General features: G+C 61.9%; 19 protein-coding genes and 1 other annotated feature. Of the genes, 12 read left to right on the plus strand and 7 right to left on the minus strand.

Annotated features, from left to right (window positions below; all coding sequences use genetic code 11):
• Positions 1-382: 382 nt before the first annotated feature.
• The 3 genes from ACSBQQ_RS10340 (at position 383) to ACSBQQ_RS10350 (ending at position 2,274) form a co-directional block, all read left to right on the plus strand.
• Positions 383-712: a hypothetical protein gene (locus ACSBQQ_RS10340; RefSeq protein ID WP_033646709.1), complete on the plus strand. Its 330-nt coding sequence runs from the start codon at positions 383-385 to the stop codon at positions 710-712.
• A 133-nt stretch (positions 713-845) separates the two neighbouring features.
• Positions 846-1,763: a fimbrial protein gene (locus ACSBQQ_RS10345; RefSeq protein WP_072022384.1), complete on the plus strand. Its 918-nt coding sequence runs from the start codon at positions 846-848 to the stop codon at positions 1,761-1,763.
• A 19-nt stretch (positions 1,764-1,782) separates the two neighbouring features.
• Positions 1,783-2,274, plus strand: coding sequence for a fimbrial protein (locus tag ACSBQQ_RS10350; RefSeq protein ID WP_223181936.1), 492 nt, complete (start codon positions 1,783-1,785; stop codon positions 2,272-2,274).
• A 99-nt stretch (positions 2,275-2,373) separates the two neighbouring features.
• Here the strand turns inward: ACSBQQ_RS10350 and ACSBQQ_RS10355 are convergent, their stop codons facing one another.
• Positions 2,374-3,579 carry a serine hydrolase gene (locus tag ACSBQQ_RS10355; protein WP_038881127.1) on the minus strand — a complete coding sequence of 402 codons (1,206 nt, stop codon included), beginning with the start codon at positions 3,577-3,579 and terminating at the stop codon, positions 2,374-2,376.
• A gap of 466 nt (positions 3,580-4,045) precedes the next feature.
• On the opposite strand from ACSBQQ_RS10355, the gene ACSBQQ_RS10360 reads away from it, so the two are divergent.
• Both ACSBQQ_RS10360 and ACSBQQ_RS10365 read left to right on the plus strand, forming a co-directional pair.
• Positions 4,046-5,413 (plus strand): pyridoxal-phosphate dependent enzyme, encoded by a 1,368-nt coding sequence (locus ACSBQQ_RS10360; protein ID WP_033646711.1) that lies wholly within the window; start codon positions 4,046-4,048, stop codon positions 5,411-5,413.
• Positions 5,414-5,425: 12 nt separating this feature from the next.
• Positions 5,426-6,571, plus strand: a complete 1,146-nt coding sequence (locus ACSBQQ_RS10365; RefSeq protein ID WP_060428349.1) for a trans-sulfuration enzyme family protein — start codon at positions 5,426-5,428, stop codon at positions 6,569-6,571.
• A gap of 59 nt (positions 6,572-6,630) precedes the next feature.
• On the opposite strand, the gene ACSBQQ_RS10370 is transcribed toward ACSBQQ_RS10365, so the two are convergent.
• Positions 6,631-7,653 (minus strand): isopenicillin N synthase family dioxygenase, encoded by a 1,023-nt coding sequence (locus ACSBQQ_RS10370; RefSeq protein WP_039566769.1) that lies wholly within the window; start codon positions 7,651-7,653, stop codon positions 6,631-6,633.
• Between the two features lie 288 nt (positions 7,654-7,941).
• On the opposite strand from ACSBQQ_RS10370, the gene ACSBQQ_RS10375 reads away from it, so the two are divergent.
• Together ACSBQQ_RS10375 and ACSBQQ_RS10380 are read left to right on the plus strand one after the other, a co-directional pair.
• The gene (locus tag ACSBQQ_RS10375; protein WP_033646717.1) at positions 7,942-8,598 is read left to right on the plus strand and encodes an HAD family hydrolase; all 657 of its coding nucleotides are present in this window, start codon (positions 7,942-7,944) and stop codon (positions 8,596-8,598) included.
• A gap of 89 nt (positions 8,599-8,687) precedes the next feature.
• Positions 8,688-9,308, plus strand: a complete 621-nt coding sequence (locus tag ACSBQQ_RS10380; protein ID WP_048322642.1) for a glutathione S-transferase family protein — start codon at positions 8,688-8,690, stop codon at positions 9,306-9,308.
• A 13-nt stretch (positions 9,309-9,321) separates the two neighbouring features.
• Here the strand turns inward: ACSBQQ_RS10380 and ACSBQQ_RS10385 are convergent, their stop codons facing one another.
• The gene (locus tag ACSBQQ_RS10385) at positions 9,322-10,422 is read right to left on the minus strand and encodes a PQQ-dependent sugar dehydrogenase (protein ID WP_049212987.1); all 1,101 of its coding nucleotides are present in this window, start codon (positions 10,420-10,422) and stop codon (positions 9,322-9,324) included.
• 131 nt (positions 10,423-10,553) lie between these two features.
• Between ACSBQQ_RS10385 and ACSBQQ_RS10390 the strand changes: the two genes are divergently transcribed.
• Together ACSBQQ_RS10390 and corA are read left to right on the plus strand one after the other, a co-directional pair.
• Complete coding sequence (locus tag ACSBQQ_RS10390) at positions 10,554-10,973, plus strand: GNAT family N-acetyltransferase (protein WP_041034264.1); 420 nt, start codon at positions 10,554-10,556, stop codon at positions 10,971-10,973.
• Between the two features lie 11 nt (positions 10,974-10,984).
• Positions 10,985-11,968 (plus strand): magnesium/cobalt transporter CorA, encoded by a 984-nt coding sequence (gene corA, locus ACSBQQ_RS10395; protein ID WP_033637778.1) that lies wholly within the window; start codon positions 10,985-10,987, stop codon positions 11,966-11,968.
• A 62-nt stretch (positions 11,969-12,030) separates the two neighbouring features.
• On the opposite strand, the gene ACSBQQ_RS10400 is transcribed toward corA, so the two are convergent.
• The 3 genes from ACSBQQ_RS10400 to speB all read right to left on the minus strand — a co-directional run bounded on the left by ACSBQQ_RS10400 (position 12,031) and on the right by speB (position 15,337).
• On the minus strand, positions 12,031-12,843 hold the full coding sequence (locus tag ACSBQQ_RS10400; protein ID WP_225845457.1) for a nitrilase-related carbon-nitrogen hydrolase: 813 nt from the start codon (positions 12,841-12,843) through the stop codon (positions 12,031-12,033).
• Between the two features lie 99 nt (positions 12,844-12,942).
• On the minus strand, positions 12,943-14,328 hold the full coding sequence (locus ACSBQQ_RS10405) for a sodium:solute symporter (RefSeq protein ID WP_033646725.1): 1,386 nt from the start codon (positions 14,326-14,328) through the stop codon (positions 12,943-12,945).
• Positions 14,329-14,404: 76 nt separating this feature from the next.
• Positions 14,405-15,337, minus strand: coding sequence for an agmatinase (gene speB / locus ACSBQQ_RS10410; protein WP_060387490.1), 933 nt, complete (start codon positions 15,335-15,337; stop codon positions 14,405-14,407).
• A 249-nt stretch (positions 15,338-15,586) separates the two neighbouring features.
• Between speB and ACSBQQ_RS10415 the strand changes: the two genes are divergently transcribed.
• Positions 15,587-16,516, plus strand: a complete 930-nt coding sequence (locus ACSBQQ_RS10415) for a LysR family transcriptional regulator (RefSeq protein ID WP_048321390.1) — start codon at positions 15,587-15,589, stop codon at positions 16,514-16,516.
• Here the strand turns inward: ACSBQQ_RS10415 and ACSBQQ_RS10420 are convergent.
• Positions 16,509-17,333, minus strand: coding sequence for an SDR family oxidoreductase (locus ACSBQQ_RS10420; protein WP_039566785.1), 825 nt, complete (start codon positions 17,331-17,333; stop codon positions 16,509-16,511). The genes ACSBQQ_RS10415 and ACSBQQ_RS10420 overlap by 8 nt on opposite strands.
• A 229-nt stretch (positions 17,334-17,562) precedes the next feature.
• Between ACSBQQ_RS10420 and hisL the strand changes: the two genes are divergently transcribed.
• Both hisL and hisG read left to right on the plus strand, forming a co-directional pair.
• Positions 17,563-17,610 (plus strand): his operon leader peptide, encoded by a 48-nt coding sequence (hisL, locus tag ACSBQQ_RS10425; RefSeq protein WP_100396937.1) that lies wholly within the window; start codon positions 17,563-17,565, stop codon positions 17,608-17,610.
• Positions 17,586-17,712 (plus strand) — a sequence feature (His leader region). It overlaps the preceding gene by 25 nt.
• A gap of 69 nt (positions 17,713-17,781) precedes the next feature.
• Positions 17,782-18,681, plus strand: a complete 900-nt coding sequence (gene hisG / locus ACSBQQ_RS10430; protein WP_049234311.1) for an ATP phosphoribosyltransferase — start codon at positions 17,782-17,784, stop codon at positions 18,679-18,681.
• Positions 18,682-18,683: the final 2 nt, after the last annotated feature.

Below are 18,683 nucleotides of genomic sequence, written 5' to 3' on the forward strand. Positions count from 1 at the left end.
AATGCCTCTCAGCAAAAAAAGGCTTTTTTTGATCAAGGCGAACATTCGCAATTTATTTCCTAATTGAAGTTAATTTACTGTTATTTTTAGCCTCATAGATCGTAAAAGATGCTTTTATAGAGCAATATCCTGTTTTTCTTGGATTCCCAAGTAATCAGATCGCAAAGTGGTGCTTTGTGAATATAATAAACCAAAATTTTAGGTTTCAGCGTGACGCCACCCCTGCCTAAGCACAGGTAAAAACGGGGCGGGCAACGCCTTTTTTTTCAATCCTGATAAATAGATAGGAATTTTCTTTGTTCGCGTTTTACCTCGTTGTTGGTAGGCAGCGAAAGTTTGTTTTTTCTTAGGAATACGGCAATCGGAATACAGAGGAAGTGCTATGGAAGCGTTATCTCCGAAACAAAAGGAAATACGGCAATTGCAGCACGATCTGCTGCAAACATTATTCGCGCAGTCGCCCCGTAAGTGCCCTATCGGCGGGTTGCCGCCACAGCAGCAATGGCTATCGACGCGGCAACTGGCCAATGCCGTCAACGTCGGTGTTTACCGGGCGCGGCGGCTATTGTTGGATCTTGTCTCCCGGAAAAAAGTGATTGTGACGGACGGCTCTATCAACAACTCATTGAGGTGGTATCCCACCGCGTTGCTGAACGGTGATAACGACGGCATCTCCAACAGCGATGCCCCTCACTCCCCTTTAACGGAATAAATATGGCCAGCCGGCCTGATTGGCAATATTTCATTGCGGAGTAACGCCGCACACTATTTATATATATTGGGATATTATCGTGAGAAAAACAGCCCTGCTATTTTTACGTTGCTGCCTGGCATTATCTTTCTTCATGCTGTTTGGCAACGCCAACGCGTTTACCTGCCGCACGTCCGATGGCGGACTGATTCCACCCGGGGGCTCGACCACGCCGGTTGACGTCCGGGTACGCATCGGGCCACAGCTTTCTTATGGCAAAAACGAAATCGTCAACGTCAGCCAGGTCACCTGTAAAAACGACGTCGCGAGCTGGTATGACTATCTCAAAACCGACAGCCCGGCGCTGTCGATGAACAGTGCGATTTTTGGCGCCATCGGCAGCGGCACCACCATCAACGGCAGCGATTACAACTCCCCGGTGCCATCAGGCATCAGCGTACTCAGCCTTACCGGCCTGCAAACCCAGTCGGTCGCCATCCGGGTTTATATCGTGTTGAACCGTTTCCCAACGCCGGACATCAAGGTGAACAAGGGCGACGTCATCGGCCAAATCAACTTTATTCAGACCAACGATCAGCCGGGTTGCCCACAGTGCGGCGTTTATCGCTGGCGCCTGATCGCCGACAACGACGCTTACTTCGTCACCACCAGCTGCACCATCAACAACGGCCAGCAGATTAACGTCGACTTCGGCCAGATCCGTCAGGACTTTCTGACCCAGAGCGCCAATGATGCCCAGATAAAACAGGACAAAGCGCTCAGCTACCAATGCGACGACCAGAGCGCGACGCAGGATATTCTGATCCGCATGGTCAGCGATGCCAGCGGCTTCTCCAGCGACTTTATCAAGACCACCAATCCTAACGTCGGCGTGGCGATGATGTACAACGGCGCGGTGGTGAAGCCGAACAACGCCTTCAGAACGCGCATCGTCAACGGCCAGGGCAACGATACCGTGACCTTTGTACCGGTAAAGAACAATGTCCCTTACACCAGCATCGCCACCGGCCCGCTGTCGGGTTCGGCCACGCTGATCTTCAGCGCACCTTGAGACGGGAGCCAGAATGAACATGACGAGTAAAACGCGCTGCGCTTTGCTGTGGGCGCTGAGCCTGATTAGCGCCGCGGCTCAGGCCGCCGACCAGGGCACCAAGGTCAACATCACCGCCACCGTGGTGGCGCCTCCGCCTTGCGTGATCAACGACGGGCGCACCATCGATATCGACTTCGGCAAGGTCGGCATCAAACGCATCGACGGCAATCGCTATATGCAACGCATCGATTACAGCATCAAATGCGAGTTTCTGGATAACAGCCGCCAGCTGAAAATGAAGATCATGGGCAGCGCGGCGGCCTTCGACGGCAGCGTGTTAACCAGCAGCGTCAATGGATTGGGCATCAAACTGTTGGCCAACGGTAAGGCCTTCGCCATCAATACGCCGCTGAACATCGACTACGCCAATCCGCCGACGCTTGATGCGGTGCCGGTGAAAAACAGCGCCGTCACCCTGGCGGAAGGCGATTTCACCAGCGGCGCCACCATGCTGGTGGACTACTTTTAATCACCGCCCCCAAAAAATCGCGAAAAAAAAGCCGCAACCTCTCAGTTGCGGCCAGGTCGAGGATCGTGCGCCCGGGGCGCGCTCCTCACATCAGGGTATTCAGCCGAAGATCCCGCCGAACCACTGGCTCAGCTTCATCATCACCATATCCCAGATGCGGCTGAAGAAGTTGCCCTCTTTCACCTCTTGCATCACCACCAGCGGGTGCTGTTCGATGGTCTTGCCGTCCAGCTGGAAATCGATGGTGCCGACCACCTGGTTTTTCGCCAGCGGCGCTTCCAGCGTCGGCTGGGTCAGCTTGTAGCTGGCCTTCAGGTTTTTCATCTGCCCTTTCGGAATGGTGACCGAGGCGTCTTTCGCCACGCCGAGCGGCACTTCGCTGACGTCGCCGAACCACACTTTCTGGGTGACGAACGGCTTATCGGCCTTGATCGGCGTCGCGGTTTCATAGAAGCGGAAGCCCCAGGTCAGCAGCTTTTCGCTTTCGCTAAAGCGCACGCGATCGCTCGGCGCGCCCAGCACCACCGAGATCAGGCGCATCGGGCCGTCGGTGGCCGACGCCACCAGGTTGTGGCCGGCGCCGCTGGTGTAACCGGTCTTGATGCCGTCGACGTTCAGGTTGCTGCTCCACAGCAGGCGGTTACGGTTAATCTGGCGGATCTTGTTAAAGGTGAACTCTTTCTCTTTATGCAGCGCGTATTCGTCCGGCACGTCGCGGATCAGCGCCTGGCTCAGCAGCGCCATGTCGCGCGCGGTGCTGTACTGCCCTTCCGCATCCAGGCCGTGCACCGTCAGGAAGTGGGTGTTCTGCAGCCCCAGGGATTTGGCGTAGTTGTTCATCAGGCCGACGAACGAATCCTGGCTGCCCGCCACGTAGTCAGCCAGCGCGATGCTGGCGTCGTTGCCCGACTGGATCACGATGCCCTTATTCAGCTCCAGTACCGGCACCTGATCGCCCGGCTTGATGAACATCAGCGAAGAACCGCGCAGCGCCGGGTTACCGGGCGCCCAGGCGTCTTTGCCGACGGTGACCAGGTCTTCCGGCTTGATCTTGCCGGCCTTGATCGCCTGGCCAATCACGTAGCTGGACATGATCTTGGTCAGGCTGGCGGGATCGAGACGGGTGTCGGCATTGCCTTCGGTCAGCACCTTGCCGCTGTTGTAATCCATCAGAATGTAGGCCTTGGCGTCTACCTGCGGCGGCGCCGGCGGCTCGGCCGCGTGCACGGCCGGGGCGGCCAGCAACAGGATGCCTACGCTGAAGGTCAGTTTTTTCAGGGAAGTGGATAAGTTTTTTTTCATCATGACGTCGCCAGAGTGTCCATTCAAACCATTGAAATAGCGTTAACTTTCAAACATGTTCACGTTTTAAGCCAACCAGCGAGAGTGGCCCGGTGCGCGCGTGCCGGCCGCAACCCCCTGCGGCGCCCATAGCGGGTAACGCAACGCACCGAAAATGCCCTTGCTGTGAGTTTATGTGATTTATCTTATTTTTGCAGGGTTTAGCGTGAATTTTCAGCATTTTTACATAACTGTACGCAGGCCCCCGCTTATCGTTCAAAAAAGCATCGCGACGCACATTTTTGCACCCACCCACGGCTACACGGCCAAGCATCTGCACCGCTAAACATCTGCGCATCTATACGTCTAAAAAAGATTAATATATTCCATAATGGCATATAGAACCGTTATTTGTTCTTTTTAAAGCGCTTATCCTCAGCGCTATCATCCATATAACGACTTTTATACCGAATAATCCTGGAGATGAGTCATGGCGATCCCCCATTCCGTCATCGAGATGATTGGCAATACCCCGATGCTGGAACTGACCCGGTTCGATACCGGCCCGTGCCGGCTGTTCGTCAAGCTGGAGAATCAAAACCCCGGCGGTTCGATCAAAGACCGCGTAGCGCTGTCGATGATCGAACAGGCCGAGCGCGACGGCAAGCTGCAGCCGGGCGGCACCATCATCGAAGCCACCGCCGGCAATACCGGCCTGGGATTGGCGCTGGTGGCGGCGCTGAAAGGCTATAAGCTGCTGCTGGTGGTGCCGGACAAGATGAGCCGCGAGAAGATCTTCCACCTGCGCGCGCTGGGCGTGGAAGTGCAGCTGACCCGTTCGGACGTCGGCAAGGGGCATCCGGCTTACTATCAGGATTACGCCAAACGCCTGGCCGGGGAGATCCCCGGCGCCTTTTATATCGATCAGTTCAACAACCCGGCCAACCCGGCGGCCCATACCACCACCACCGCCCCCGAGCTGTGGCGGCAGATGGAGCAGGACGTGGACGCTATCGTGGTTGGCGTCGGCTCCGGCGGCACGCTGGGCGGGCTGAGCCGCTATTTCGCCGAGGTTTCGCCGCAGACGGAATTCGTGCTGGCCGACCCTGCGGGTTCAATACTGGCGGACTATCTCGACAACGGTCACATCGGCGAAGCGGGCAGTTGGCTGGTGGAAGGCATCGGCGAAGACTTCGTCCCGCCGCTCAGCGACTTTGACCAGGTTCGCAACGCTTACCGCATCGGCGACGCAGAAGCCTTCACCACCGCGCGCGATCTGCTGCGCAAGGAAGGCGTGCTGGCGGGATCGTCCACCGGCACCCTGCTGGCCGCCGCGCTGCGTTACTGCCGCGCACAGACCGAACCCAAGCGGGTAGTGACCTTTGTCTGCGACAGCGGCAACAAATACCTGTCTAAAATGTATAACGACCACTGGATGCTGGAACAGGGCCTGTTGAGCAAACCGCAGCACGGCGATCTGCGCGATCTGATCGCCTACCGCCACGACGAAGGCGCGGCCGTTTCTGCCGCGCCGGACGACACGTTGGCGATTGTGCACGCCCGCATGCGGCTGTACGACATCTCGCAGCTGCCGGTGCTGGAAGGCGATCGGGTGGTCGGCCTGATCGATGAGTGGGATCTGCTGAACGCCGTCCAGGCCGACGCCGCCCACTTCAGCCTGTCGGCCGGCAGCGCAATGACCAAGCGGGTCCATACGCTGCAAAAAGAAGCCGGCTACGAAGAATTGCAGGCCACCTTCAACCATGGCCACGTCGCGGTGGTGCTCGACGGCGAGCGCTTCCTCGGCCTGATTACCCGCACAGACGTGCTTAACGCCTGGCGCCAAAAATTACGTTAATAAGGACCCATTATGGCCAAGTTTGATACGTTGACCGTTCACGCCGGTTACACCCCGGACGCCACCGGCGCCGTGATGCCGGCGATTTACGCCACCTCCACCTACGCCCAACCGGCGCCGGGCGAGCATACCGGCTACGAATACTCCCGCAGCGCCAACCCGACGCGCACCGCGCTGGAAAGTGCCATCGCCGAACTGGAAGGCGGTAGCCGCGGCTACGCCTTCGCCTCCGGCCTGGCGGCCTGCTCCACGGTGCTGGAGCTGCTCGATAAGGACAGCCACCTGGTAGCGGTAGACGATCTGTACGGCGGCACCTATCGCCTGCTGGAAAAGGTGCGCAGCCGCACCGCCGGCCTGCGCGTCACCTACTTGTCACCGGCGGATCTCGCCGGGCTGGAGCAGGCTATCGAGCCGGATACCAAAATGATCTGGGTAGAGACCCCGACCAACCCGCTGCTGAAGCTGGCGGATCTGAGCGCCATCGCCGCGATCGCTAAAAAGCATCAGCTTATCAGCGTGGCGGACAATACTTTCGCTTCGCCGTATCTGCAGCGCCCGCTGGATCTGGGCTTTGACGTGGTGGTGCACTCCGCCACCAAATACCTCAACGGCCACTCCGACGTGGTGGCCGGCGTCGCGGCGGTGGGGGATAACCCGGCGCTGGCGGAACAGCTCGGTTTCCTGCAAAACGCGGTCGGTGGCATTCTCGATCCGTTCAGCAGCTTCCTGACGCTGCGCGGCATTCGCACCCTGGCACTGCGCATGCAGCGCCACAGCGACAGCGCACTGCGCATCGCCCAGTGGCTGGAGAGCCAGCCGCAGGTGGAAAACGTCTACTATCCCGGCCTGCCTAGCCATCCGCAGCACGCGCTGGCGGCGCGCCAGATGACGCGCTTCGGCGGCATGATCTCGGTGCGGCTGAAAGGCGACGATGCCTATGCGCGCCGGGTCATCCAGCGCTCGCGCCTGTTCACCCTGGCGGAAAGCCTGGGCGGCGTGGAAAGCCTGATCAGCCAGCCGTTCAGCATGACGCACGCCTCCATTCCGCTGGAACAGCGCCTGGCAACCGGCATCACGCCGCAGCTGGTGCGCCTGTCGGTGGGGATTGAGGATGTGGAAGATCTGATCGCCGATCTGCAGCAGGCACTGGCGGAATAATCGCCCGCATCAAGCGCCATCAGCCCGGCCGGCGCGCCGGGCTTTTTTGTGCCCGCTATTCAGACGCCGATGACGTCCCGATAAAAGCGCTGCGCCACATCGGGGTGGGAACGGATGCGGCCTTTCAGGTAGTTATACCCCACGTCGCGCAGCAGCGGGTTGAGCGGATCGCTGGCCGGGCCGCGCGCCTGCGCCGCCAGCGGCGGCGGCAGTTGATACAACGGCACCACCGCGTCCAAGCGCGCGCCGAGGAAAAAAGCGATCGACAGCCTGTCGCGCCCCGCCGGCGGCGTTTCCACCCGGTGCACCGTGGCGCGCAGATAGCCGTTGGTCGCCAGCTCCAGCAGCTCGCCGATGTTCACCACGAAGGTGTCTTCACGCGGCTGGGCGTCAATCCACCGCCCTTCGCTCACCTCCACCTGCAGCCCTTTTTGTGCGTCCTGCAGCAGGAAGCTGAGAAAGCCGGAGTCCTTGTGCGCGCCGACGCCCTGTGCGCTGCCGGTAGCGTCCCGCCCCGGGTAGCGAATCAGTTTGATGTGCTCGTTGGGCTTCTCGCCGTACAAGCGATCGAAAGCCTGCTCCGGCAGCGACAGCGCCAAAGCGAAAGCGCGCAGCAGCCGCAGCGACATGGCGGTCATCGCCTGCTGCCACTGCAGCAGCAGCGGTTTCAGCGTCGGCAGCGCCGCCGGCCACTGGTTTGGCCCCTGCAGGCGCGCCCAGCGCGGGGTGTCGTCAGACAGCGTCAGCGCCGGGCGTTCGGCGCCGATATCGAACTGCTCGCGCCAGTCCGGCTGGCCGCGCGTGAGCTCCGCCGCCGCCCGGTTGTAACCGCGAAAGTGCGGCGAATGCACCATCTGCACCGCCAATTTGTCGGCTTCCGGCAGCGCGAAAAATTGCCGCGCGCCCTGCTGCAGCCGCGCATTCAGCACACTGTCCACGCCGTGCCCGCGCAGATAGAAAAAGCCGACGTCGCGGGCCGCCGCGCGCAGATCGTCGAGAAAGGCGCGCCGCTGGCGCGCATCGCCGTCAAGCAGCGAAAGATCCAGCAGCGGCAGCGTCTTCAGCGTCGTCAGATGCGTCATCGTGCGGTTCCTCTTCTTCCCCAATCACAATCGGGCTGCCATACAGGCGAATAATCAACATTGTCACTCCCTACCGGGTAGCTGCATTTGTTCCATAGTTATCACCGCGCTCGCCGGGGCGGCCAATATTGTTGCGTTCTAAGTTATGCAAACGTTCAACAAACTGTCGCAAAACCGTCATCAATGTTTCTTATGCTCTGCGCAATTTCGCCGACGCCGCTGGCTGGCGACGGGCGCTATCCGCTATCCTGTAAACGACCTCATACCCTGCCTGCCGGAGAAATACTGATGGATTTAGCCTTATTCGACCTGGATGAAACCCTGATTGACGATGACAGCGCCAGCCTGTGGATCCGCTGGCTGGTCGGCCAGGGCTTCGCGCCGGCGGAGCTGGAGCTGCAGGAGCAGCAGCTGATGCAGCTTTATTATCAGGGCAAGCTGTCGATGGAGGACTACATGCAGGCCACGCTGGCGCCGCTGGCCGGCCTGAGCGTGCAAACCGTGGCCGGCTGGGTACAGCGTTACATCCGGCGTGACATCCTGCCGCGCGTCTATCCCGCCGCCCGTGAACGCCTGCAGTGGCACCGCGAGCGCGGCGACTGCATTCTGGTGATCTCCGCCACCGGCGAGCATCTGGTGGCGCCGATCGCCGAACAGCTCGGCGCCGATGATGCGCTGGCGATCGGCGTGGAAATCAGCGACGGCCGCTTCACCGGCAACACCTACGGCACCATGACCTATCAACAGGGCAAGGTGATCCGCCTGCAACGCTGGCTGGCGCAGCATCCGCACCTGAAATTCGAACACAGCCACGGCTACAGCGACTCCCTCAACGATAAAGCGATGCTGCAATTCGTCGACAGCGCCACGGTGATCAACCCCGACAGCGAACTGAGCGCGCTGGCGGCGGAGCACGGCTGGGAAGTGTGCCGCTGGGAACGCTGAGCGGCAGGCAAAAAGTGCCCTGCGGTGTGACAAATAGCGTTTTGTGGCGTAGGTATAGAGGGTCCTTAATCCACTAACGGAGTTGCGCAATGCTGACCATTTGGGGCCGTGAGAATTCGAACAACGTCAGGAAGGTGCTGTGGTGCGCCGCCGAACTGGGGCTGAGCTATACCCACATCAACGCCGGCGGCGCGTTCGGCAAGGTGAACGAAGAGAGTTACCGCGCGCTGAACCCGAACGGCCTGGTGCCGCTGCTGCAGGACGATGACTTCGTGCTGTGGGAATCCAACACCATCGTGCGCTATCTGGCGGCGAAATTCGGCGACGCGACGTTCTATCCGCAAGATCTGCAGGCGCGCGCCGCCGCCGAGAAGTGGATGGACTGGACCACCTCAACCATCGTCCCGGCCTTCACCATCGTCTTTTGGGGCCTGATCCGCACCGCGCCGGAATTGCGCGACATGGCGAAAATCGAAGCGGCGATCGCCACGCTGGAAAAGCACTTCGACGTCATCGAACAGACGCTGGCGCACCAGCCTTACCTCTCCGGCGACGCGTTCGGCTTCGGCGATATCCCGCTCGGCAGCTTCGCCTACGCCTGGTTCGAAATGCCGATCGCCCGCCGCCCGCGGCCGAACATGGAGCGCTGGTATCAGCAGCTGCGCGCCCGCCCGGCCTATCAGCGCGGCGTGATGAGCGAACTCACCTGATCGCTGCGGGGCGTTACGACGCCCCGACCTTCAGCAGCTTGCCGTCCCGCTCGTCCGTCAGCAGATACAGATAGCCATCCGGTCCGCTGCGCACCTCGCGAATGCGCTCGCCGCGATCGCCCAGCAGCCGCTCTTCCGCCACCACCTTGTCGCCTTCCAGCGTCAGGCGAATCAGTTCCTTTTGCGCCAGCGCGCCGATGAACAGCGAGTGCCGCCAGGCGGGGAAGCGCTGCCCGTCATAAAACGCCATGCCGCTGAGGCCGGGCGATACCCGCCAATAGTGCAGCGGCTGTTCGGTGCCGGGCACCCGTTCCCCTTTGGCCTCGGGGATCGGCTGGCCGGAATAGTTGATGCCGTAGGTGGCCAGCGGCCAGCCGTAGTTTTTACCCGGCAGCGGGAGGTTGAGCTCATCGCCGCCGCGCGGGCCGTGCTCGTGTTCCCAGATCGCGCCGCTCCACGGGTTCAGCGCCAACCCTTGCGGATTGCGGTGGCCGTAGGACCAAACCTCCGGCCGTTTGCCGGCCTGGCCGACCCAGGGGTTATCCGGCGGCACCGCGCCTTCGGCGGTCAGTCGCACCAGCTTGCCCTGCAGCTTGTCGGTCTCCTGCGCCGTCGGCCGCTGGTTGTTTTCGCCCAGCGCGATAAACAGGTAGCCCTGCCTGTCGAACGCCAGCTTGCCGCCGAAGTGATTGCCGACCGACAGCTTGGGCAGCTGGCGGAAGATCACCTTGAAGTTTTCCAGCCGCGCGCCGTCGTCGCTCAAACGGCCGTAGCCGACCGCCGTGCCGGCTTTGCCGCCCTCGCCTGGTTCGGCGAAGCTGAGGTACACCCGGCGGCTGGCGGCGAAGTCGGGGGCCGGCAACACCTCCAGCAGGCCGCCCTGCCCCTCGGCGTAAACCTGCGGCACGCCGGCGATCGGCGGCGACAGGCCTTTGCCCTGCTGCCACAACCGCAGCCGGCCGGGCCGCTCGGTGATAAGCAGGCCTTGTTCCGCCGGCAAAAAGGCCAGCGACCACGGGTGTTCCAGGCCGTCCTGCAGTTGGCTGACCGTCGGCGCGGCGTGCAGCAGGCCGCTGCACAGCAGCAAACCGGCCAGCAAAGTCAATCGGGGCATGGCATCCTCCTGGGGGTGAAATGACCCGTTTAGTGTAGCCCACTCAGCGGGCGCGGTCGTTTGCATTACATTTCAACAGGTTGCCTTTTAGCCGCAGTGTGCTTAAGTTAACCCATCACCCAGGAGGAATCATGGACATTACCGTTACCGACGCGATTGACGAACACACTCTCGATGCGATCAGGCAAGGCCTGCGCGCTTACAACCTGCCGCATATCGATGCCCGTCACCGCAAGCCGCTCAGCGTCTATGCGCGCGACGAGGCCGGCACGGTGATCGGCGGGCTGACCGCCGAAACCTGGGGCAACTGGCTGAGCGTCGAATGGCTGTGGGTGGCGGATTCCCAGCGCGGCAGCGGCCTCGGCGGCCGGTTGATGCGCGCCGCCGAACGCGAGGCGCAGGCGCGCGGCTGCCGCTACGCTCGCCTGGATACCTTCAGCTTCCAAGCGCGGCCGTTCTACGAAAAACTCGGCTATCAGCTGCAAATGACGCTGAAAGAGTATCCGGTGGAACATGAGTGTTATTTTCTTACCAAAACCCTGACTGATTAATGGATGGACGGATGGACAGCAAAAGCATGGTGGTGAACTGTGTGGCGTACAAAGCCGGCCAACGGCTGGGCGAAGTGACCATCGACGATATCAGCGAGGTGGTCAAACAGCCGGATACCTTCATCTGGCTGGGGCTGCGGCAGCCGGAGCCGGCGTTTATGCGCAAGGTGCAGGAAGAGTTCGGCCTGCACGATCTGGCGATCGAAGACGCGCTGTGCGCGCACCAGCGGCCGAAGCTGGAAACCTACGGCGACTCGCTGTTCATCGTGGTGAAAACCGCGCAGTGGGGCGAGAACGACGAAATCGAATACGGCGAAACCCATTTCTTCGTCGGCAAAAACTTTCTGGTGACGGTGCGCCACGGCGCCTCGCCCAGCTACGCGCCGATCCGCGCCAAGGCGGAGGAGAACCGCAAGCAGATGTGCCGCGGGCCAGGCTTCGCCCTCTATTCGGTGCTGGACTTCGTGGTGGACAACTACCGCAGCGTGGTGACGCGCTTCGAGAGCACCATCGAGAATATCGAAGCCAACATGTTTCAGTCGGAGTTCGATCAGGCGGCGATCGAGAACGTCTATACCCTGCGCCGCCACCTGTTGGCGCTGCGCAACGCCGCGCTGCCGATGGATGAAATCTGCAACCAGCTGATCCGCCTGCACGAAGAGGTGATCCCGAAAGAGCTGCGCGCCTATGTGCGTGATGTGCAGGATCACGCGCATCAGGTGGTCAGCAATATCGACGACATGCGCGAAATGCTGACCAACGCCATGCACGTCAACCTGGCGTTGGTGACGGTCAAACAGAACGAAGTGGTGAAACGCCTGGCGGGCTGGGGGGCGATTTTGGCCATCCCGACGGTGATCTTCAGCCTGTACGGCATGAACTTCGCCGACATGCCGGAACTGAAGTTCCCGTGGGCCTACCACGCCACGCTGGGGGTGACCGCCGTCGGCTGCATTTTCCTGTATCAGAAGCTGAAGAAATCGGGCTGGCTGTAAGCGCCAAAACGGCGGGTTTTCCCGCCGGAGAAACGATCTGCGGAGCGGCCCGCCACGCCGCTTCAATACAGCATCGGCCGCCGATCGCGATGCACGTGATTGTGGCGGCCGATGTGCTTGTCATCGGCCGAGCCGATATCCATCGATGCCAGCACCATGCCTTCGCCTGCCAGGCTCTGCGTCAATGGATAGCCGTCGGCGTCGACGATCACCGAGCCGCCGATCCACGCAACGCCGCGCTCCGTTTCGCAACGATCGCACACCGCGATGAACAGCCGATTGACGGCGGCGTTGGCCTGCGCCTTCACCATTTCCGCCGGCCGTTCGCCCTGCGGGCGCGGTGCCAGCGGCCAGTTGACCGGCGCGCACAGCAGCTGAGCGCCGGCCAGCGCCGGCAGCCGTACCCACTCAGGGAATTCGAGATCGTAACAGATCATCACCGCCAACCGGCCAAAGCGGGTCTCGACGACCGGCGGCGGCCGATCGCCGGCGGTAAAGATGGTGCTCTCTTCATGCCACAGGTGCGCTTTGCGATAAATCGCCCTCACCCCCTGCGCATCGATCAATGCCGCGCTGTTGGCCACCTCGCCATCGGGCAGGCGCTCGCAGAAACCGGCGACGATCGCCACATCCAACTCGCGCGCCAGGGCTCCCCACAGGCTGAGGCTAGGCCCGTCTTCAGCCTCGGCCAACGCCCGCGCCTCCGCCTTATCGCGCAGCACGTAGCCGCTGTTCACCAGCTCCGGCAGCACGATAACGTTGGCGCCGCGCTGCGCCGCCCGGCGGGTAGCCTGGGCGGACAGCGCCCGATTATGTTCCGCTTCCCCGACCCGCAACGCTAACTGGCAGCATGCGACGCTGATTTTTTCCTTCACTCCCAATCTCCTTACGACCGCCGTTAAACCCATTCGGGAGCCGTGCGCCCCGCCCTCCAGTAAAGCAGCAAAGGCGCCGCGATAAAAGCTCAGTGCGTTTCAGCGCTCGGTTTGGGTCTGCAGCTGCGCTGCCGGGCGGCTCAACAGGCTGCCCAGCACGAAGGCGACGCCGCCGCCCAGCAGGCCGCCGTAGATTGGGCTGTTGGCGTCGATGCCGTGCCAGACCATCAGCCCCACCACGCACAGGCTGCCGGTCAGCATGCTGGCGATGGCGCCGGCGCTGGTGGCGCGCGGCCAGAAGATCGCCCCCACCAGCGGGATCAGCATGCCGCCCACCAACAGGTTGTAAGCCAGGGTCAGCGCCGCCAGCACGTCGCGCACCACGAATGCCAGCCCCAGCATGACCGCGCCCATGAGGAGCGTGGTGAAGCGCCCGGCGGCCAACCCGCCGGAAGGTTTGCGCCGGATGGCCGGCAATACGTCCTCCAGCGCGATGGTGGAAGAGGCCAGCAGGCAGGCGCTGGCGGTGGACATCAGCGCCGCCAACGCCGCGGCGGCCACCAGCCCGCTGACGCCGACCGGCAACACCGCCTGCGCGATAGCGGCGAAGGCGCCGTCGGTGTTGCTGAGCGACGGCAGCACGATCTTGCCGGCCATGCCGATCAGCGCGCCGGTCACGCCGTACAGCACGCAGTAGACGCCCGCCCCCAGCCCGGCGAAGCGCGCCACGTTGGCGCTGCGGGCGGTAAATACCCGCTGCCAAATGTCCTGGCCGATCAGAATGCCGAAGAAGTAGATCAGGAAGAACACCAGAATGGTGTCCAGCCCGATCGACGACAGCTGGTAGTAACCGGCGGGCAGCAGGCTGGTGAACGCCTCCCAGCCGCCGGCCTTGACGATGCTCATCGGCATCAGCACCAGCATCATGCCGACGGTCATGATGATGAACTGAATGATGTCGGTCAGCGTCAGCGACCACATGCCCCCCAGCGTCGAATACAGCACCACCAGCCCGCCGCCGAGCAGGATAGACGCGCTGAACGACAGGCCGAACATCACCTGCATCACGCTACCGATGGCGATGATCGAAGTCACCGCCACCATCAGATCATACGCCAGCATGATCGCGCCGCTGGTAACCCGCGCCGCCGGATGATAGCGCCGCGACAACACCTGGCTGACGGTATACAGCTTCAGCTTGAGCAGCGGCTTGGCCAGCACCAGGCTCAACACCACGATGCCCAGCCCCAGCGCGCCGCACAGCCAGACGCCGGAGATGCCGTAGGTGTAGCCGAGCTTGACGCTGCCGATGGTCGACGCGCCGCCGAGCACCACCGCCGACAGCGTGCCCAGATACAGCCCCGGCCCCAGGTTGCGCCCGGCGACCAGATACGCCTCTTTGGAATTGGCGCGGCGAATGCCCATCCACCCCACCGCGCCTATCACCAGAAAGTAAAACACCACGACCAGCAGATCGAGATTCATGGGTACCTCCACTCCGTTGTTATTGTTATCAGGGGCCCCGACGCAACCGCTCCGCCGGTAGGGTCAGTGCGCCGCCTCAGCGGGCCGGCAGCACGCACAACATTTCAAACAGCAGGTTGGCCGCCAGCAGCGCCGTGTTGCCGGAGCGATCGTAAGGCGGCGACACTTCCACCACATCGCCGCCCACCAGGTTCAGCCCATGGCAGCCGCGCACGATCTCCAGCCCCTGCCAAACCGACAGCCCGCCGACCTCCGGCGTACCGGTGCCCGGTGCGAAGGCCGGATCCAGCCCGTCGATATCGAAGCTGAGGTAAACCGGCGCATCGCCCATCTGTTCGCGGATCTCCGCCATCAGCGGCGTCAGCGATCGGTGCCAGCAGGCCTCGGCCGGCACCACGCGAAAGCCCTGACGGCGCGACCAGTCGAAGTCGTCCGCCGCATAGCCGCTGCCGCGCAGGCCGATCTGCACCACTTTTTCCGGCGCCAGCAACCCTTCCTCGAACGCGCGGCGGAAGGTGGTGCCGTGCGCCAGCTGTTCACCGAACATCTCCTCGTTGGTGTCGGAATGCGCATCGACGTGGATCAGCCCGACCGGGCCATGTCGACGGGCGACGGCGCGCAGCACCGGCAGCGTCAGCGTGTGGTCGCCGCCGAGCGTCAACGGCATGCAGCCGTGCGCCAGGATCTCGTGGTAAGCCGCCTCGATGCGCTGCACGCTGTCCGCCAGGCTGTAAGGGTTGATGGCGACATCCCCCAGATCGGCCACCTGCAGCCGTTCGAACGGGGCGGAGCCGGTGCCCATGTTGTAGGGGCGGATCATCACCGATTCCTGGCGGATCTGGCGCGGGCCATAGCGGGTGCCGCTGCGGTTGGAGGTGCCGATATCCAGCGGAATGCCGACAAAGGCGGCGTCCAAACCGCGCGCCTGTTCGGCGGCGGGCAGGCGCATCATGGTGGGGATACCGGCAAAGCGCGGCATATCGTTACCGCTTTGGGGTTGGTTCAGCATGGCGTTTCCTTGTCTTGATCTGCGATGAATTGAAACATTTGAGCAACATTCGCAGACTACCCCGCTGGCCACCCCGGCTACCATTCCCGCTTTTGCATGTAAACATCGAAAAACGCGATGTAACTAACCTATTGAAGTATTGATTTTTATTTCCACTTCATGCCATAAGGGAGGCCATATCTTCAGCGCCGCACCTATTTTCTCGATGTTAAAAATGGGTTAACCGGCCGACGTTCTGCGGAGGGGACGATGCTCACCAACCTAAGCGATATCGATCTGAAACTGCTGCGGGTATTCGTCGCGGTGGCGGAAGCTCAGGGCGTCAGCGCCGCGCAGGAAGCGCTGCTGATGAACCAGTCTACCATCAGCACTCATCTGGCCTCGCTGGAAACCCGGCTGGGTTTTCGCCTGTGCCAACGCGGCCGCTCCGGCTTCCGGCTGACGCCCAAGGGCGAACGCATGCTGATCGCCTGCCGCTCGCTGTTCAACGCCGCCCGCGACTTCACCCGAGTCAGCCAGTCGCTGAACGGCCTGCTGACCGGCGATCTGCAGATCGGTCTGGTGGATAATCTGGTTTCGCTGCCGGGCAATCCGTTCAGCCAGGCCATCAAACATTTCCAGCGCCGCCACCAGGACGTGCAATTGCAGTGCCGCATCTGTTCGCCGAACGAGATTGAGCAAGGGCTGCTGCACCGGCAGCTCGATCTGGGCATCGGCTACTTCGGCCAGCAGTTGGAGGCGTTGCGTTATCAGCCGTGGCTGGAGGAGACGCAGGCGATCTACTGCAGCGCGGATCACCCGCTGTTCACGGTGGAAGAACCGGAGCGCGAGCAGATTGAAAACGCGCGCTGGGTCAAGCGCGGCTACCTGCTGGCGCAGCAGTTGTGCCCGATCGCGCCGCCTCACCTGGCGGCGGTGGCCCACCATATGGAAAGCGTCGCCCATCTGGTGCTGAGCGGCACCTGTCTCGGCTATCTGCCCACCCACTACGCGGCGCGCTGGGTGGAACAGGGGCTGCTGCGGCAGCTGGGCGGCACGGCGCTCTCTTACCGCGCCACGCTTAGCCTGGTCAGCCGCCCCGTCCAGCCCGACGAGGCGTTGAACGCGCTGCTGGAGGATTTGGCGCGCGCCGGCGAAAAAAAAGCCCCGCATGCGCGGGGCCTGACGGACGTTAGCTGACCGGCATGCGCGCCGGATCGGGATACTGGTACTCAAAACCCAGCTCGTTGCAGATGCGGTTGCCGTCCACCAGCCGCTCATCCTGCTCCGCTTCGTCGGCGAACTGCGGCGGCTCCAGGTGCAGCTGTTCGGCCAGCGCCGGATAAAATTCGCGTTTGGCCGGATGACGCGGCGCGCACAGGTTGTATACGTGGCCGCCCTTCGGCAGCTTCAGCAGCAGTTGGATGGCGGCGATGACGTCGTCCTGATGCACCAGATTCACCCCCTGCGAACCGCCCTTCACGTCGAGTTTGCCCGCCAGGAAGCGGCCGGGGTGGCGATCGGCGCCCACCAGCCCCGCCAGCCGCAGAATGTCCACTGAGGTATTCGGCAATTCATGCAGCCAGCGCTCCAGCTCGGCCAGCACCCGGCCCGACGGCGAGACCGGCCGCAGCGGCGACTCTTCGCGCAGCGTGCCGGCGGTTTCGCCGTACACCGAGGTGGAACTGGTGAAGATCACGCGCGGCACGCCGAAGGCCATCGCACTGTCCACCAGCATGCGCACCGCATTGAAATAGTTCTCGCTGCCTTCCACGGTGCGGCGCGCGGGCAGCGTCACCACCAGCGCATCCACGCGCAGCAGCGATTCCAGATCGTCCGGATCGCACTCCAGCTCCGGCGTCAGCTCCAGTTGATAGCATTCGATGCCGCTCATGCGCGCGGCCTCGACGCCGTCCGGCGTGGTTTTGCTGCCGACCACGTCATACCCGCGCCCCATCAGCGACAGCGCCAACGGCATGCCCAGCCAACCCAAACCAATAATGGCTACCTTTTTCATCCTCTTCCTCTCCTGAAGATCGCAGCGCCCTACCCCTAAGGCTACGCCACTGTGCACGGCGATACAATCTGCCCGGCTTAAGGTTAGGTAAAGCCGTGTGTGGCTAATAACCTAACCTGTTTCAATAAATTAAATTTATGACGTTAAAAAAAGGTTGCGCGGTGGACAGAGGATAGTTTAGCTTAATCGGCATACGGTTTTTACCGGCTTTTGATTAGAGAAAAACACCATGACACGCGTTCAGTTCAACCACCATCATCACCATCACCCTGACTAGTCTTTCAGGCGATGTGTGCTGGAAGACGGTTTGTTAATCTTCCAGTGGCGCGCAGAACGCAAGAGAGAGCCCTCGGAAGATTTCTTCCGAGGGTTTTTTTTTGGCTTCGGACAGACAGAAAGAATATTTTTACAACAAATTCATAAAATTACAGATTAAACAGAGGTTACCATGCTGGACAAGACACGTTTACGGATCGCAATGCAGAAGTCGGGCCGCCTGAGCGAGGAATCCCAGGAACTGCTGGCGCGCTGCGGCATCAAGATCAACCTGCAGCAGCAGCGTCTGATCGCCTTCGCGGAAAACATGCCGATCGATATCCTGCGCGTGCGCGATGACGACATTCCGGGCCTGGTGATGGACGGCGTGGTCGATCTGGGCATCATCGGCGAAAACGTGCTGGAAGAAGAGCTGCTCAGCCGCCGCGCTCAGGGCGAAGACCCGCGTTACTTCACCCTGCGCCGCCTCGATTTCGGCGGCTGCCGCCTGTCGCTGGCCACCCCGCTCGACGCCGAATATACCGGCCCGCAAAACCTGCAGGACGCCCGCATCGCCACCTCTTACCCGCACCTGCTGAAGCAATACCTCGACAAGCAGGGCGTGCGCTTTAAATCTTGCCTGCTGAACGGCTCGGTGGAAGTGGCGCCGCGCGCCGGCCTGGCCGACGCCATCTGCGATCTGGTCTCTACCGGCGCCACGCTGGAGGCCAACGGCCTGCGCGAAGTGGAGGTGATCTACCGCTCCAAGGCCTGCCTGATCCAGCGCGACGGCGAAATGCCGGAAGCCAAACAGCAGCTGATCGACCGCCTGATGACCCGCATTCAGGGCGTGATCCAGGCGCGCGAATCCAAATACATCATGCTGCACGCGCCGAGCGAGAAGCTGGACGAGATCGTCGCGCTGCTGCCGGGCGCCGAACGCCCGACTATCCTGCCGCTGGCCGGCGCGCAGAACCGCGTGGCGATGCACATGGTGAGCAGCGAAACCCTGTTCTGGGAAACCATGGAAAAACTGAAAGCGCTCGGCGCCAGCTCGATTCTGGTGCTGCCGATTGAAAAGATGATGGAGTAACG

The organism is Serratia sp. G204Y (genome assembly GCF_051172435.1).
GTDB classification, from domain to species: domain Bacteria; phylum Pseudomonadota; class Gammaproteobacteria; order Enterobacterales; family Enterobacteriaceae; genus Serratia; species Serratia sarumanii.

Bases quoted from the DNA above. Each gene is read 5' to 3' on its own strand.
- ACSBQQ_RS10415 (WP_048321390.1), top strand. From the start codon at position 15,587: ATGCTCACCAACCTAAGCGATATCGATCTGAAACTGCTGCGGGTATTC.
- ACSBQQ_RS10420 (WP_039566785.1), bottom strand. From the start codon at position 17,333: ATGAAAAAGGTAGCCATTATTGGTTTGGGTTGGCTGGGCATGCCGTTG.
- ACSBQQ_RS10375 (WP_033646717.1), top strand. From the start codon at position 7,942: ATGGATTTAGCCTTATTCGACCTGGATGAAACCCTGATTGACGATGAC.
- ACSBQQ_RS10385 (WP_049212987.1), bottom strand. From the start codon at position 10,422: ATGCCCCGATTGACTTTGCTGGCCGGTTTGCTGCTGTGCAGCGGCCTG.
- ACSBQQ_RS10380 (WP_048322642.1), top strand. From the start codon at position 8,688: ATGCTGACCATTTGGGGCCGTGAGAATTCGAACAACGTCAGGAAGGTG.
- ACSBQQ_RS10390 (WP_041034264.1), top strand. From the start codon at position 10,554: ATGGACATTACCGTTACCGACGCGATTGACGAACACACTCTCGATGCG.
- ACSBQQ_RS10405 (WP_033646725.1), bottom strand. From the start codon at position 14,328: ATGAATCTCGATCTGCTGGTCGTGGTGTTTTACTTTCTGGTGATAGGC.
- hisG (WP_049234311.1), top strand. From the start codon at position 17,782: ATGCTGGACAAGACACGTTTACGGATCGCAATGCAGAAGTCGGGCCGC.
- ACSBQQ_RS10350 (WP_223181936.1), top strand. From the start codon at position 1,783: ATGACGAGTAAAACGCGCTGCGCTTTGCTGTGGGCGCTGAGCCTGATT.
- ACSBQQ_RS10355 (WP_038881127.1), bottom strand. From the start codon at position 3,579: ATGATGAAAAAAAACTTATCCACTTCCCTGAAAAAACTGACCTTCAGC.
- ACSBQQ_RS10360 (WP_033646711.1), top strand. From the start codon at position 4,046: ATGGCGATCCCCCATTCCGTCATCGAGATGATTGGCAATACCCCGATG.
- ACSBQQ_RS10345 (WP_072022384.1), top strand. From the start codon at position 846: ATGCTGTTTGGCAACGCCAACGCGTTTACCTGCCGCACGTCCGATGGC.
- ACSBQQ_RS10365 (WP_060428349.1), top strand. From the start codon at position 5,426: ATGGCCAAGTTTGATACGTTGACCGTTCACGCCGGTTACACCCCGGAC.
- corA (WP_033637778.1), top strand. From the start codon at position 10,985: ATGGACAGCAAAAGCATGGTGGTGAACTGTGTGGCGTACAAAGCCGGC.
- ACSBQQ_RS10370 (WP_039566769.1), bottom strand. From the start codon at position 7,653: ATGACGCATCTGACGACGCTGAAGACGCTGCCGCTGCTGGATCTTTCG.
- speB (WP_060387490.1), bottom strand. From the start codon at position 15,337: ATGCTGAACCAACCCCAAAGCGGTAACGATATGCCGCGCTTTGCCGGT.
- ACSBQQ_RS10340 (WP_033646709.1), top strand. From the start codon at position 383: ATGGAAGCGTTATCTCCGAAACAAAAGGAAATACGGCAATTGCAGCAC.